Annotated in this window: 13 protein-coding genes; 9 read left to right on the top strand and 4 right to left on the bottom strand. The window is 32.3% G+C overall.

Annotation, left to right across the window (positions count from 1 at the left end; genetic code table 11):
* The first annotated feature begins 163 nt into the window (after positions 1 to 163).
* The 3 genes from LQ611_RS11225 (at position 164) to LQ611_RS11215 (ending at position 3,096) form a co-directional block, all read left to right on the top strand.
* Positions 164 to 1,726 (top strand): alanine/glycine:cation symporter family protein, encoded by a 1,563-nt coding sequence (locus LQ611_RS11225; protein ID WP_267919482.1) that lies wholly within the window; start codon positions 164 to 166, stop codon positions 1,724 to 1,726.
* Positions 1,727 to 1,804: 78 nt separating this feature from the next.
* Positions 1,805 to 2,554 (top strand): alpha/beta hydrolase-fold protein, encoded by a 750-nt coding sequence (locus LQ611_RS11220; protein ID WP_239709575.1) that lies wholly within the window; start codon positions 1,805 to 1,807, stop codon positions 2,552 to 2,554.
* A 35-nt stretch (positions 2,555 to 2,589) separates the two neighbouring features.
* Complete coding sequence (locus LQ611_RS11215) at positions 2,590 to 3,096, top strand: YjcG family protein (protein WP_025905656.1); 507 nt, start codon at positions 2,590 to 2,592, stop codon at positions 3,094 to 3,096.
* 67 nt (positions 3,097 to 3,163) lie between these two features.
* On the opposite strand, the gene ltaA is transcribed toward LQ611_RS11215, so the two are convergent.
* From ltaA to LQ611_RS11195, 4 genes are all read right to left on the bottom strand, one after another.
* Positions 3,164 to 4,360 (bottom strand): lipoteichoic acid biosynthesis MFS flippase LtaA, encoded by a 1,197-nt coding sequence (gene ltaA / locus LQ611_RS11210; protein ID WP_025905655.1) that lies wholly within the window; start codon positions 4,358 to 4,360, stop codon positions 3,164 to 3,166.
* Positions 4,338 to 5,513, bottom strand: a complete 1,176-nt coding sequence (locus tag LQ611_RS11205; RefSeq protein ID WP_025905654.1) for a diglucosyl diacylglycerol synthase — start codon at positions 5,511 to 5,513, stop codon at positions 4,338 to 4,340. The genes ltaA and LQ611_RS11205 overlap by 23 nt, the downstream gene beginning before the upstream one ends.
* Before the next feature lie 170 nt (positions 5,514 to 5,683).
* Positions 5,684 to 6,817: an ABC transporter permease gene (locus tag LQ611_RS11200; protein ID WP_107634133.1), complete on the bottom strand. Its 1,134-nt coding sequence runs from the start codon at positions 6,815 to 6,817 to the stop codon at positions 5,684 to 5,686.
* Positions 6,810 to 7,532, bottom strand: a complete 723-nt coding sequence (locus LQ611_RS11195; protein WP_107590947.1) for an ABC transporter ATP-binding protein — start codon at positions 7,530 to 7,532, stop codon at positions 6,810 to 6,812. The genes LQ611_RS11200 and LQ611_RS11195 overlap by 8 nt, the downstream gene beginning before the upstream one ends.
* Before the next feature lie 127 nt (positions 7,533 to 7,659).
* Here LQ611_RS11195 and LQ611_RS11190 point away from each other — a divergent pair, with 127 nt between their 5' ends.
* The 6 genes from LQ611_RS11190 (at position 7,660) to LQ611_RS11165 (ending at position 15,257) form a co-directional block, all read left to right on the top strand.
* Positions 7,660 to 9,144: a UDP-N-acetylmuramoyl-L-alanyl-D-glutamate--L-lysine ligase gene (locus LQ611_RS11190; RefSeq protein ID WP_025905651.1), complete on the top strand. Its 1,485-nt coding sequence runs from the start codon at positions 7,660 to 7,662 to the stop codon at positions 9,142 to 9,144.
* Positions 9,134 to 9,373, top strand: coding sequence for a YueH family protein (locus LQ611_RS11185; RefSeq protein ID WP_025905650.1), 240 nt, complete (start codon positions 9,134 to 9,136; stop codon positions 9,371 to 9,373). Before LQ611_RS11190 ends, LQ611_RS11185 begins: the two co-directional genes overlap by 11 nt.
* 13 nt (positions 9,374 to 9,386) lie before the next feature.
* The gene (locus LQ611_RS11180; RefSeq protein ID WP_025905649.1) at positions 9,387 to 10,949 is read left to right on the top strand and encodes a peptide chain release factor 3; all 1,563 of its coding nucleotides are present in this window, start codon (positions 9,387 to 9,389) and stop codon (positions 10,947 to 10,949) included.
* 218 nt (positions 10,950 to 11,167) lie between these two features.
* Complete coding sequence (locus LQ611_RS11175; protein WP_107565916.1) at positions 11,168 to 11,989, top strand: TerC family protein; 822 nt, start codon at positions 11,168 to 11,170, stop codon at positions 11,987 to 11,989.
* Positions 11,990 to 12,201: 212 nt separating this feature from the next.
* A complete protein-coding gene (locus tag LQ611_RS11170) occupies positions 12,202 to 13,887 on the top strand; it encodes a S1C family serine protease (RefSeq protein ID WP_107572753.1) in 1,686 nt (561 codons plus the stop codon).
* 17 nt (positions 13,888 to 13,904) lie between these two features.
* Positions 13,905 to 15,257: a TrkH family potassium uptake protein gene (locus tag LQ611_RS11165; RefSeq protein WP_107565918.1), complete on the top strand. Its 1,353-nt coding sequence runs from the start codon at positions 13,905 to 13,907 to the stop codon at positions 15,255 to 15,257.
* The last annotated feature ends 251 nt before the right edge of the window (positions 15,258 to 15,508 follow it).

Below are 15,508 nucleotides of genomic sequence, written 5' to 3'. Positions count from 1 at the left end.
GAAACCTTTTTTGACAATATAGTAAGCGCTAACAATTTATGTTATGCTCATTTCAAAAAAATATTGATTGTGTATTTATACATGGTATAATCATAACAAGGTAATTTCAAAATTTTCTGAACATGAGGTTATCTTAAGGCTTACAACAAAGGGGAGATTAATTATGGAATCTATTGTTAGCTTTGCGAATGAGATTGTATGGAGTAAAGCGTTAGTATATGGTCTTTTACTAACAGGTGTTTTATTTTCATTTATGATGAGATTCTTCCAAGTCAGGCACTTTAAAGAAATGATTCGGTTAATGTTTCAAGGGGAAAAATCACCAACAGGTATTTCTTCTTTCCAAGCAATCGCAGTATCATTAGCAGGTCGTGTTGGTACAGGTAATATTGTTGGTGTTTCAACAGCAATCTTTATCGGTGGTCCCGGTGCAGTATTCTGGATGTGGGCTACAGCGTTTCTAGGTGCGAGTTCGGCATTTATCGAATCAACACTTGGTCAAATTTATAAAAGAGAAATTAATGGTCAATATCGTGGTGGACCAGCATACTACATAGAATCAGGTATAAAAGGTAAAGCTGGTAAAATATATGCAATTATATTTGCACTTGTAACAGTACTATCTGTAGGTCTATTACTTCCAGGTGTACAATCAAATGCCATTGCTTCGTCTATGAAAAATGCATTTGGTTTAAATCCTTGGGTTATTGCTATAGTATTAGCTGTATTATTAGCGCTTATTATTTTCGGTGGTATTAAAGCAATTGCAAATGTTGCGACAGCTGTTGTACCTTTTATGGCTATTGTTTACATAGGTTTAGCGATTGTTATTATTATATCAAATATTCAGGAAGTACCAGCTTTAATCGCATTAATTTTCAAATCTGCATTTGGTGTTGAAGCTGCTTTTGGTGGTATATTCGGTGCGATGATTGAAATTGGTGTTAAACGTGGACTTTATTCAAACGAAGCAGGTCAAGGTACTGGACCACATGCTGCTGCCGCTGCAGAAGTATCACATCCAGCTAAACAAGGACTTGTACAAGCATTCTCAGTTTATATAGATACTTTATTAGTATGTACAGCTACAGCATTAATGATTTTAATGTCAGGTACATTTAATACGACAGACGGTGGAACAAATAAAGATGGTTCACCACATTTAATTCATGACAATGGTATTTATGTACAAGGCCCTGATGGTAGTAAAGACGTATCAGGTACAGCGATGTATGCTCAAGCAGGGATCGATAAAGCATTCTCTGGAGATAACTACACGTTTGATCCTGCATACTCAGGTTTCGGTTCTTACTTTATTGCCTTAGCATTGTTCTTCTTCGCATTTACAACGATACTGGCATACTATTATATTGCAGAGACTAACGTAAGTTATATCATACCGTCCGATAAACAGAAGATATGGATTATATTAGTAAGGTTAGTCCTCATAGGTGCCACAATATACGGATGTGTTAAAACAGCTGATGTTGCATGGGCGATGGGTGACTTAGGTGTAGGTATGATGGCATGGTTAAATATCATTGCGATTTGGATACTCCATAAACCAGCCTTAAGAGCATTACGTGACTTCGAAATTCAGAAAAAACAAAAAGGCTCTGGTTATTATGCAATTTATAAACCAGCTCCAGATGAAGTGCCAACAGCTAAATTCTGGCATGAAGATTATCCTAAACGTTTAAAAGAGTTTAACTTAGATGATAAATAATTAAACAATATCAAACGCTTTCAAATATACGCTCTCTACTGTACAATAATATTATATGTACAGTTGGGAGCGTTCTTTATGGATAAAAAAATAGGTCTTGTTGACCAAATTAAACTCGAAAGTAAATTCTTAAAAAGGGAAGTGACAATCTCAATTTACTTACCTAAAGACTATACAGATCTATATAAACATCATGTGATTATTACATTTGACGGTAGGGACTTTTTCCAATTTGGTCAAATTCATCGCGCATACGAGAAATTAAGAACAAATGATGAAATAGAAAGGGCAATCATTGTCGGTGTTCACTATGAAGATGTAGATAAGAGAAGAACAGAATTTCATCCCGATGGAGAATACCGAAAAGAAACGTCACAATTTGTGGTGAAAGAGCTATGTCCTTATATTGATAAAACATTCTCAACTTTGAAAGTAGGTAATGCAAGAATGTTACTAGGCGATAGTCTAGCAGCAAGTATCGCTTTAATGACATGTTTAGAATACCCGCATCATTTTAGTCAAGCAGGTCTGTTCAGTCCACTGATCAACGATACAGTAATAGAAGCATTTAACAATTGCTCATCTAAACATCTATTAACAATCAAACATTATATAGGTAAAGAAGAAGATTCTTTCAAACTTATAAGTGGAGATATGGCAGACTTTTTAACACCTAATCGTGCATTCAGTGAACGCGTTAAACAAGTAGATTTAACCTATGAATACACTGAATTAGATGGTGGACATACATGGAAAACATGGAAGCCTGAATTACCAAATATGTTAAGTTACTTTTTAAGTCATCAAAATCAAAAAAATTTGATATAATAATAATGTAGAAAAACAAAGGAGGAAGTATCATTATGAAATTAGGCATCGTACTTATTCCGTCTAAACCATTCCAAGAAAAAGTGAATGCTTATCGTAAAAGATATGACAAACACTATGCGTTAATTGCACCACATATTACAATTAAAGAGAAATTTGAAATTGAAGATAGTAAACTAAATGAAGTGAAATCACAATTAGAAGCTACAGCTAAAGAATTTGAACCATTAAATATCCAAGTGTCTAAAGCATCTAGCTTTGCACCTACTAAAAATGTTATTTATTTTAAAGTGACTAAAACGGATGAATTAGAATCTTTATTTAGTAAATTTAATAATGAAGCATTCTATGGTGAAAGTACACATCCATTCGTACCACACTTTACAATTGCACAAGGTCTTTCAAGCCAAGAATTTGAAGATATTTATGGCCAAGTAAGAATGGCTGGTATAGATCATTCAGAAACAATTGATACAATTAAACTTATGAAGCAAAATGAAGACGAAACATGGTCTGAAGAAGCTTCATATACACTAGGATAAATTGAAATTTATCTCATATAAATAAGGAAGCAGAAGTATTGATTTAATACTTCTGCTTCCTTTTATTTTATGCTGATTTTCTTTTTCTATAATTAATGATAAAGAATGTACCATAGAATAATGCTAAGAATAAGAACATAATACTTGAAGCATAAATTGTATAATACACGTCTCTAAATACTTCAGAAATTAAGCCACCTAATACCGGGCCAATCATTGTTCCAAATCCTTGAACGCTATTAAAGACACCCCATGTTTCTTCTTGAACTTTGTTGTGAATTTGACCAGCCATAAATGTATTCCATGCTGGTAAGAGTAATCCATAAATAGTACCAATGAGTAGAGCAATCAATAGAACGATAAATAATTGTGTTAAGACCGTTAATCCAAATATAAATGAGCTATATGCTAAAAATCCTACAAAAATGATAAGATGTGTAAATGCTTTAGAATGTTTATCCATCAATTTAGAAAAGAATAACATCGAAATGGTACATCCAATACCGCCGACAATAAGTAAAAGTGTATATTCTAATGTCGTAACACCCATATGCTTTGTTGCGTATGTTGGCAATATAGGGACCAACATGCCGATTGCAGAACCCTGTAAAAAGATACCTGGAAATAGCAATAAATGTCTTCTTGTAACTTGTACGATTTCTCGTAGTTGTTTTTTAACAGATTTACTTTCATAATTTGTTAATTGTACTTTAACGAAATAGAATAATATCCATGCAATGAGTACACATAGCGCCATCATAAATGTAAATCGAGTAGGATGTAGTTTAAATAGTAAGTTCATGAAGATCATACCTGATAATAAACCAACTAACCAACTGAAATAAACATATCCCATTTGTTTACCTCTAGAAGCCTCGTCTACACTAGATAACATAATGACCCAAATTGGACTGACCGCGATACCTAATAATATGGCACTTAAAATAAATACGATAGGTGACGGTATAAAAATAATGAGTGCTAAACTTGAAAAAGCTAATATAAATCCACACGTTAATATAACAGTTGGACCAAATCGTTTTAGAAGAAAACCTATTACGAAATTGGTTAATGCATCACTGATGAAATGTAAAGAAATCGCTAAAGAAGTAATACCAACAGTCACTTTAGCAGTGGTTGTTGGTAGAATTGGTAAATAACTTAAAATGTACATTCCTCTCGCAAATTCCATCATAAATAATATGATGAGCATTAACCGAAAATCTTTTTTGTGAAATGTTTTATCTGATGAAGTATTTGGCATACATAGGAACCTTTCCATAAACTTCATTATAAGAAAGTGAATCACTTAATAATGAAAGTAAGTCTTTGCATATATTTTCTGTTGATTTTTCAATATAATTTTCTTCTAGTAATTGTGTCATTTCTTTAAGTCTAGATGGTTGATTCATAAGTGAAATAACAAGTTTAGTCGCTTCTTCTGGTGTGTGTGCTATTTTACCGTATCCTTTTCGTGCGAAATACTCAGCATTTTCTAACTCTTGTCCAGGTGCTGGATTTAAGAATACCAGTGGTAAATGTCTTGAGAATGCTTCAGAAATAGTGATACCACCTGGTTTAGTAATCATGAGTTGGCTAGATGCCATCCATTCATTCATATGTTTCGTATAACCGAGTATTAAAACATTATCATTATCTTTAAAATGATGTCTAAGTTCATTTTTTAAACTTTTACTGTTACCACAAATCATGACAACTTGTGCATCTTTAGCGTACATATCTATTTTACTAATCATCGTTGAGAAACCTGTTGATACACCGAAAGCACCAGCAGACATTAAAATGACTTTTTTGTCTGGATCTAATTTATGTTTCGTTAACCAATGATATCGGTCGATTGGTTGCTCAAATTGTTTCGAAATAGGTATGCCTGTTACTTTGATTGCATCGCTTACTACACCGATAGATTCAATTTCTTTTTTCAAATCTTTCGTAGCAACATAGTATCTATTTGAGTGTGGTGTTACCCAGTTCTTGTGTAAACGATAGTCCGTCATAACTGTAGCGATAGGTATATTTAAATTGAATTGTTCCGTTAAAACTGATACGACCGGTGTCGGAAAAGTTAACAAAATCAAATCAGGCTTTTCTTTTATAAGTAAATTCAATAATTTATTTAATCCATAGTATTTATAGAAACATTTATCAATTTGTTCAGGTCTACTATAGTAGAAGAACTTATACATATTTCTGAAATACTTAAAGCTGTTTATATACCATTGTTTCGCAATTGAAGTCATAATAGGGTGTGCTTCCAAAAATAAATCATGCTCAATAACAGTTAAATGATTTAAATTCATTTCACCAAATTGTTTCACAATACTATTCGTAACTTGTAGATGACCATTACCGAAAGAACCTGTAATAATCAATAATTTTTTGTTTTGAGAAACCATTAGCCACACTCCGTATTTGTATTTAATTTCTATGATAGTTTAACGCATTTTCGCTATTTTGTGAAAAGATATTGCATATAATTACAAAATTAATATAAAAACTTTATACTATATCAATGTTTTAGTTGGAGATATTTAACAAATTATACGTCATTATGCATGGAATATAGTTAAACTTTTCTGTATCGATTCATACCAATCATATTTAATACTAACAGTAATAAGAATATACCAATGAGTATGATCCAATTTATATAAATATCTGATAAGTGATAGCCTCTTAACATAACATTTTGAATGGTATCACCTGCATAGTATAGCGGCATGATATGCGCGATATATACGAGTACTTTATGCATGCTTTCCACTGGTATGATGCCTGCAAAAAAGACTTGAGGAATCACAACTAAAGGAATAAATTGAATCATTTGAAATTCTGATGATGCGAATGTCGATAACAATAAACCTAGCGTAAGTGCTATAAATGACACGAGTACATTCGTAATAAATACTAATAATATGTTGCCTTCAGTAACCATTTGTAATACATAAATAGCATATAAAACAATCAAAGTTGTTTGTATGATGGCAAATGTACCATAACCTATTATATAACCTAAAATAATTTCATGTTTTTTAATAGGTGATGATAATGTTCTTTCTAAAGTTCCAGATGTTCTTTCTTTAAGTAACGAAATACCTGAAATTAAGAATGTAAAGAAGAATACAAAAAATGCGATTAAAATAGGGCTTATTGTATCAAAATAATTTGTATATTTACCACCATGTAAATAATGTTCTTTGGCATCTAACTTTGTTATATGATTTGGGTATTTAGCCGAAACTTGAGACTTTTCGGCTGCTGGCAGTTGTTGAGTTATGGACTGAATGATTTTCCCTTGTTGATTAACGACAGATGACAACTGCTTTGTACTTTGCATAATGACTAATTTATTGATGGTTAACTTTAATTGACTCGTTTTGCTTGGGTCAGTATTTTCGTAAGTTACATCTAGTTTGTTATCGTTTAATGATAGAAAACCATCTAAATGATCCTCTTTAAATTTATGTTTTAAATCTTGTTGATTTGAATACTTTTGAATGTTAATATCCTGTTTTTTGAGGCTTGAAATGATTTGATCGTTTACTTGATATGTACCCACTTTTAGATCAGTTGACTCATCAGAATAATTAAATAAAAAATAAATCAACGTCATTATTAATAACGGTGCAACGAGTAAGAGCATTAGGGTACGTTTATCTCTTATAACTTGTTTTAAAATACGCGTGGCAATATTAATCATGTGCACCATCTCCTAACGCTAAGAAGACATCTTCAATCGTTTTTAGGTTATATGATGATTTAATTTCATTTGGCGTACCATAAGAAATAATTTGTCCTTCTCTCATTAGTAATAATCGATCGCATTTATCAGCTTCATCTAATACATGTGTTGTGATAAGAATGGTCTTGCCTTCATCTCTAAATTGAAACAAATCATTCCAGATTGATTTTCTTAATCTTGGGTCTATACCAACTGTTGGCTCATCTAAAATCAATATGTCTGGATTTTGAATCATACTAATTGCAAGAGATAATCTACGTTTCATACCTCCGGAAAATGCCTTAACTTTTTTATGTTTTTCATGTGATAAGTTGACAATTTCCAGTGTTCGTTCTATTTGTTCGTTGATGTCCAATTTAAGTGCTTTATGAATGTATAATTTCGCAAAGAATTTTAAATTTTCAACAGCGGTTAAATCATCAAATAATGCATCACTTTGAGACATATAACCAATAGACCTTAAAATTTCTCTGTTAGGTATACGATTGCCGTTGATCGAAATTGTACCAGAATCCATAGTTGTCATGCCTAAAATACATTTGATCAAAGTCGTCTTGCCTGCACCTGATGGGCCAATTAAACCTGTTATTAAACCAGGTTCAAATTGAGTTGTTACATCTTTTAAAATAACTGCTTTTCCATAAGATTTCGTAATGGATTGAATATCAATCATAAAAGCACCCCTTTATTTAAAAGTAAACGCTCACTCATTTTATAATTGTTTATAGTTATAGTCTAAGCTATAAAATCAACTTAAGAAAGTGTATAATAGACCTATTGAAAATAAAGGAGCAATAACGATGAATGTTAAAACGTTATTAAATAAAATAAAAATTAAACAAACTTACGGTCAAATTGATCAAGAAGTTCATGATATTACGACAGATTCAAGAAATGCTCAAGAAGGCTCTATATTTGTGGCATCAAAAGGTTATACAGTAGATAGTCATAAATTTATACCGAATGTAATAGAGCAAGGATGTAGCGTCATTGTGAGTGACCGTTACGTAGAATTAAATGAGGATGTACTATTAATTGTGGTTAAGGATACATTGAAAGTGGCAAGTATCTTTAGTCATGTCTTGTTTGATTTTCCTAGTCAAAAATTAACGACGATTGGTGTAACGGGTACAAATGGTAAGACGACAATTGCGACAATGATTCATCATTTAACGAGAGGATTAGGGAAAAATAGTGCTTATTTAGGAACGAATGGTTTTCAAATTAATGAAACAGTTACAAAGGGTGTTAATACGACTCCAGAAACTGTTACTTTAACGAAACATATTGTTGAAGCGGTTGATAAAGAATGTGAGAGTATGACATTTGAAGTCTCAAGTCACGGGTTAGTTATCGGCAGACTTCGTGGTTTAGAATTTGATATCGCTATTTTTTCAAATTTAACACAAGATCATTTAGATTTTCATGGTACGATGGAAGCTTACGGACATGCTAAGTCATTATTATTTAGTCAATTAGGTCAAGACTACAGAAAAGACAAATATGTCATATTGAATGCAGATGATCCATATATAAAAGAATTAATACCTGTAACACCATTCGAAATATTTACATATGGTATAGATAACGAAGCAGACTTTATGGCTAAAGATATAGAAGAATCTATCAGCGGTGTGCGTTTTACACTTGAAACACCATTTGGTTCTTACAAAGTACAATCACCTTATTTAGGTAAATTTAATGTCCTTAATTTATTAGCGAGCATTATAAGTTTGTGGGCACAAGGTTATGACTTAAACGACATAACTGAAGCTGTTGAAAATATGCCTGCAGTTGAAGGACGTTTAGAAGTATTAGATAGAAACTTACCAATAGATTTAATTATTGATTATGCACATACGCCAGACGGAATGGATAAATTAATAGATGCTGTAAAACCATTTGTAAAACAAAAATTAATATTCTTAGTTGGTATGGCCGGAGAAAGAGACTTAACAAAAACACCAGAAATGGGTAAAATAAGTTGTCGAGCAGATTATGTGATTTTCACACCAGATAACCCTGCAAATGATGATCCGAAAATGTTAACAGCAGAATTAGCTAAAGGAGCGACACATAATAATTATGTAGAATTTGAAGATAGAGCAGAAGGCATTAAACATGCAATAGAAATTTCTGAGCCAGGTGATACAGTTGTACTCGCATCTAAAGGGAGAGAGCCATATCAAATCATGCCTGGTCATATCAAAGTGCCTCATAGAGATGATTTAATCGGTTTAGAGGCAGCATATGAAAAGTATGGAGGAAAGCCAAGTGAAGATTAGAGAAAGTCATTCGCAAAACTTAAATTGTAAAGTATATATATATGAAAATAAAAAAGAAGAATATTTTGTGATTTCAATTCCGGATTTATTTTGGTCTATTGAAGTAGATTACGATTTATACGGAGAATCTTTAATTGAGCATTTGTACTTGCATTTGTTTAATGTACTTGATGAAGATGAAGCAAATGAATTAGCAAATAGAATTAGCCAATGGACATCCGAATTATAAGGAGAAATGAATTGTGACGATTAAACAAGAAGTAGAAAGTAGAAAGACATTTGCGATTATATCCCACCCAGATGCTGGTAAAACAACATTAACTGAAAAATTATTACTTTTTGGTGGTGCGATTAGACAAGCAGGTACCGTTAAAGGTAAAAAGACAGGGAAGTTTGCGACAAGTGACTGGATGAAAGTGGAACAAGAACGTGGTATTTCTGTTACAAGTTCAGTTATGCAATTTGATTATGATCATTACAACATTAATATATTAGATACACCAGGACACGAAGACTTTTCTGAAGATACGTATAGAACATTAATGGCTGTAGATAGTGCTGTAATGGTAATTGACTGTGCAAAAGGTATCGAACCGCAAACGTTGAAATTGTTTAAAGTATGTAAAATGAGAGGAATTCCTATTTTTACATTTATCAACAAATTAGACAGAATGGGTAAAGAACCTTTTGAACTTTTAGAAGAAATTGAGAAAACATTAGAAATAGAAACTTATCCTATGAACTGGCCAATTGGAATGGGACAAAATTTCTTCGGAATTATTGATAGATCCGATAAGACAATAGAGCCATTTAGAGATGAAGAGAATATATTACATTTAAATGATGACTATGAATTAGAAGAAGATCATCCAATCAAAAATGATTCACAATTTTCTCAAGCAATTGATGAGTTAATGCTTGTAGATGAAGTCGGTGAACAATTTGATGAAGAATTATTGTTAGCTGGAGAGTTAACACCAGTATTCTTCGGTTCAGCATTAGCGAATTTCGGTGTTCAAAACTTCCTTAATGCGTATGTTGATTATGCGCCAATGCCAAGTGGCCGCAAAACTGAAGAAGGAGATGTTGTGGATCCATTCGATCAAGACTTCTCAGGATTTATCTTTAAGATACAAGCAAATATGGATCCAAGACACAGAGATAGAATCGCATTTATGAGAGTCGTGAGTGGGGCATTCGAAAGAGGTATGGATGTGACACTTCAACGTAATAAGAAAAAACAAAAAATTACGCGTTCAACTTCATTTATGGCAGATGATACACAAACTGTAAACCATGCTGTTAGTGGTGATATTATCGGGTTATATGATACTGGAAATTATCAAATTGGTGACACGCTTGTCGGCGGGAACCAGAAATTCCATTTTGAATCATTACCACAATTTACACCTGAAATATTTATGAAAGTTAGCGCTAAAAATGTTATGAAACAAAAGCATTTCCATAAAGGGATTGAACAATTAGTTCAAGAAGGTGCGATTCAACTTTATAAAACGTTGCACACGAATCAAATCATACTAGGTGCAGTTGGACAATTACAATTTGAAGTATTCGAGCATCGTATGAAAAATGAATATAATGTTGATGTTGTTATGGAACAAGTCGGTAAGAAAATAGCAAGATGGATTGAAAATGAAAAAGATATTACGGACAATATGAATTCAAGTCGATCTATTTTAGTTAAAGACCGCTATGATCAATATGTATTCTTATTTGAAAATGAATTTGCAACTAGATGGTTTGAAGATAAATTCCCAGAAATTAAATTATATAGTTTGTTATAATGAACAAAACATTGTATAATAATTAAGTAAAACTAAATAGACCTACGACTTTGTCGAAGGGGAGTAACTTTAGAACTTAAAAATTCTAGCATATTATCGTCATTACGAAGCGCAAGTTTCCGGTAATATGGACATCACATAAATGTTAAGTGAGACCTTTGCCTTTTATTAGGCATGGTCTCTTTTGTTTTTTATAAAAAAGAATGGAGTGTGAATTGATGGATCCGAGTTTGTTAATCAGTTACGGCTGGGTATTAATTGTTTTAATTTTTCTTGAAGGATTATTAGCAGCAGATAATGCTGTTGTTATGGCCGTAATGGTCAAACATTTACCAGAAGATTTAAGGAAAAAAGCATTATTCTATGGATTATTAGGTGCATTTGTATTTCGTTTCTTATCATTATTCTTAATTAGTTTCTTAGCTAACTTCTGGCCAATTCAAGCGGCTGGGGCATTGTACTTAATTTATATGTCCATTAAGAACTTGATAGACTTTAAAAAGCATAAAGGTGAAGAGCTCAAGACGCCAGATGACGTAGAAGCTCAAGATGATTTCCCTGAATCAGAATTTCCTTCTGATGGACATGGTCATCATAAATTGAAAAAGAATTTCTGGATGACTGTATTAAAAGTAGAATTTGCAGATATCGCATTTGCGATTGATTCTATGTTAGCAGCATTTGCTATCGCAGTAACATTACCGGCAATGGGTATCCACTTTGGTGGTATGGACGCTGGTCAATTCGGTGTTATGTTTGTCGGTGGTATGATTGGTGTTATTATTATGAGATTCGCAGCAACATACTTTGTAGAATTATTAAATAAATATCCAAACTTAGAAGCGGCAGCATTTGCGATTGTAGGTTGGGTAGGTATTAAATTGTTTGTTATCGTATTGGCACATGATGAAATTGGTGTATTACCACATGATTTCCCTCATGGCATACTATGGCAATCTATATTCTGGACAGTATTATTATTACTCGTTATTATTGGTTGGATTACTTCAGTACGCAATAATAAAAAAACATCAAATTAATATTATAAAAGCAAAACACCCACAAAGTTTATTGATGACTTTGTGGGTATTTTTTTATCTTTTTTTAATTGAATAATCCATATTGAATGAATTCGTAAATATATGTAAAAATAGGTGTATAATATTGAGAATTACAATGGTTTTATGTTAATAAATTTAGTATTATATGGCATAATAGATACATTAAGTGTTTAGATTGAGGAGGGCAATAAATGTCACGAAAAAAGCATGTCATTCCTAGAAATGAATATAAGAGACAGCGACGTGAATTTTTTCATAACGAAGAACGTGAAAAAAGAATCGAACAAGAGAAAAAAGAATATGAAATAAAAAAAGCTAATGAACGAGAACTTCAAAAGAAAAACGAATTACGTGTTAAGGAAAATATGCAAAAAGCACGTATCGAAAAATTAACGAAAGAAGAAATCAAAAAGCAAGAAGAAGAATCTAAATCACATCCAACAATTGATTTAGACGATGACCGACTTGCTGAAACACATCAAGAACATAGTGAACAAGATGATGTGTTACATAACGATGAAGTTCAAACAAACAATGAAGATAGCAAAATAAACTTAGAAGAAGAACCTGAAGAGATTAAATATGAAAAAGTAAGTGAACAAAAACAGGCAGAAACAGATAAAGCCTTTTCTAAAGATAATGACTTTGAAACAAATAAGCAGCTCGGTGCAAGACATGATGAAAAAGTAGAACAAAAATCTCAAAATAAAAATAGTTTTCTCAATACATTTTTAACTAAAATAGAAAAGCATTGGCCAATCATTGCGATTATTTTAGCAATCATCTTAATATTTATTTTAGTATGGAGTATATTCCAAAATGTAAATCCTCCTAACGAAAGTAGAAAATCGATTGAAGAAAAACAATCTCAAAAAGGATTCCAAAAGCCTATTACGAATGTTATGGAAGCTGTCGAGAAATCTAAAAACTCAGTCGTAGGTGTATCTCATGAAGATTCAGATGTATCTAGTAAGAAAGAATCTTCAGCGAAGGAAAAAGAAGAAAATAGCGGCGTCGGTTCAGGCGTCGTTTACAAAGTTGAAAATAAAAAAGCATACATAGTAACAAATGCACATGTTGTATCAAGTGATAAGAAACCAATTATTACAACAGCAAATGGTAAAAAGTATGATGGTAAAGTATTAGGATCAGATCAATGGTCTGATATAGCAGTCTTAACGATTCCAATTGAAAAAACTGAAGATTTTAAACCTATTAAATTTGAGGACTCAGACAATTTAATTTTAGGTGAAACAGCTATCGTTATAGGTAGTCCGTTAGGCGCTGAATTCCAAAATAGTATTTCTACAGGTGTAGTTTCTGGTCTAGATAGAAAAGTTCCTGTTGATTTTAATGGCGATGACGAGTATGATTGGGAAATTAAAGCTATTCAAACAGATGCTGCAGTCAACCCTGGTAACTCAGGTGGTCCTGTATTAGACTCACAAGGTAATTTAATCGGTATTGTATCATTGAAAATCGATATGCCTAATGTAGAAGGTATGGCGTTTGCAATTCCATCAAATGATGCTACTGACTACATTAATAAATTAGAGAAAAATGGTAAAATTGAACGTCCGGAATTAGGTATTATGGCTCAAAACTATTCTAAAATGAGTGATAGTGAAAAGTCTCAAATATCTTTACCTGATAAATATAAATCAGGAATGGCAATTACTGGTGTTACTAAAGATGGTAATGCTGACAAAGCTGGCGTTAAATTTAATGATGTAATCGTCGGTATTAACGATACAAAAATTGAAAATAATCTTGAATTTAGAAAAGAATTATATAATAATCATAAAAAAGGTGACAGTGTTAACTTGAAGCTTATCCGAGATGGAAAAGAAATTACGAAAAAATTAACATTGAAATAAAATAGAGGTGACAATTTGTGTCCATTATAAAATACTTTTTTCAAAAAATGACTCCACAACAGGGTATTGTATTATATTATTTGGGCGCAATTATTGTCGCCTTTTTATTATTAAATTTACCTTATGTTGTTAAACCTGGTGTTAAAATTGCACCAGTCGATACATTATTTGTTGCTGTATCAGGTGTCAGTGTAACGGGGTTAACACCTGTTACAATTGAAGATACGTTTACCATATTTGGACAAGCTATCATCCTGATTATACTTAATATTGGTGGCATAGGTGTAATGGCTATTGGTACATTACTTTGGGTCATTTTAGGTAAACATATCGGTTTACGTGAACGCCAATTAATCATGTTAGATAGTAATTCAAACGCTATGAATGGTGTTGTGAAGTTAATATTAGATATTGTGAGAACAATTTTAATGATTGAAGTTATTGGTGCGATATTGCTATCATTTTATTTCTATAAAGATATTGGATCAGTGAAAGAAGCAATACATCATGGTATATTTGCATCAGTATCAGCAACTACAAACGGTGGACTTGATATAACGGGAGAATCATTAGCACCTTATGCTAATGATTATTTCGTTCAAACTATCATTATGTTACTTATTATGTTAGGTGCAATCGGCTTCCCTGTATTGATTGAAGTCAAAACATACATGAAAAATACAATTCCAAACTTTAGATTCTCGCTATTCACTAAAATAGCGAGTGCGACATATTTATTTTTATTCTTACTCGGTACAATTGTGGTTTATTTATTTGAGTTTTCAAATGCATTTAAAGATGTTTCGTGGCATAAAGCTTTATTCTATGCAATGTTCCAATCATCATCTACAAGAAGTGCTGGACTATCAACAATAGATTTAAGTCAATTTACTGAAGCAACAAACTTTTTCTTAGGTGGATTGATGTTTATAGGTTCTTCACCTAGTTCAGTAGGTGGTGGTATAAGAACGACAACATTTACGATACTTGTTTTATACTTAGTGAACTTTAGTAATGGTCGAACAACTATAAAAGCTTTCAATAGAGAAATACATCCAATTGATATACAAAGATCATTTGCAGTTATTTCACTTGCATTAGCGATTACGTTTGTAGGTGTATTATCTGTCGTTCGATTTGAAGATGGCAAACATGATTTGTTATCTATATTCTTTGAAACGATGTCAGCGTTTGGTACATGTGGATTATCAATGGGGATTACAGATGGCTTACAATTAGGATCTAAAATCGTCATCATGATGTTGATGTTTATAGGTCGGGTAGGACTATTATGTTTCGTCGTCATGTTAGGTGGAAAATCAACACCTGATAAGTTCCATTATCCTAAAGAACGTATACAAATAGGTTAAATATAAAAAAGCAAGCGACTAGGTCGCTTGCTTCAGAGTGTCGACAAAGTCTTAGACTTTGCCGGCATTTTTTTATGCGCATGCTTTTCGCGGGCATGTTCTCAGCCTGTAGTCTTCGAATCATGCTGTTCCCGCAGGAGTCAGCGCTAAAAAAATACCGAAAATTAACAATCCATTTTATAATATAGTTGAAATTTTATTTAGGAGTTGATTCTATGTTAAATAAATCCGAGAATAAACGTGACCAATAT

It is taken from the genome of Mammaliicoccus sp. L-M44 (genome assembly GCF_022386355.1).
In the GTDB taxonomy this organism is placed as follows: domain Bacteria; phylum Bacillota; class Bacilli; order Staphylococcales; family Staphylococcaceae; genus Mammaliicoccus; species Mammaliicoccus sciuri_A.
The sequence above is the reverse complement of the archived record's forward strand: the minus strand, read 5'-3'. Positions and strand labels throughout refer to the sequence as shown.

Coding starts and splice junctions, on each gene's coding strand:
- LQ611_RS11225 (WP_267919482.1), top strand. CDS start 164: ATGGAATCTATTGTTAGCTTTGCGAATGAGATTGTATGGAGTAAAGCG.
- LQ611_RS11220 (WP_239709575.1), top strand. CDS start 1,805: ATGGATAAAAAAATAGGTCTTGTTGACCAAATTAAACTCGAAAGTAAA.
- LQ611_RS11215 (WP_025905656.1), top strand. CDS start 2,590: ATGAAATTAGGCATCGTACTTATTCCGTCTAAACCATTCCAAGAAAAA.
- ltaA (WP_025905655.1), bottom strand. CDS start 4,360: ATGCCAAATACTTCATCAGATAAAACATTTCACAAAAAAGATTTTCGG.
- LQ611_RS11205 (WP_025905654.1), bottom strand. CDS start 5,513: ATGGTTTCTCAAAACAAAAAATTATTGATTATTACAGGTTCTTTCGGT.
- LQ611_RS11200 (WP_107634133.1), bottom strand. CDS start 6,817: ATGATTAATATTGCCACGCGTATTTTAAAACAAGTTATAAGAGATAAA.
- LQ611_RS11195 (WP_107590947.1), bottom strand. CDS start 7,532: ATGATTGATATTCAATCCATTACGAAATCTTATGGAAAAGCAGTTATT.
- LQ611_RS11190 (WP_025905651.1), top strand. CDS start 7,660: ATGAATGTTAAAACGTTATTAAATAAAATAAAAATTAAACAAACTTAC.
- LQ611_RS11175 (WP_107565916.1), top strand. CDS start 11,168: ATGGATCCGAGTTTGTTAATCAGTTACGGCTGGGTATTAATTGTTTTA.
- LQ611_RS11170 (WP_107572753.1), top strand. CDS start 12,202: ATGTCACGAAAAAAGCATGTCATTCCTAGAAATGAATATAAGAGACAG.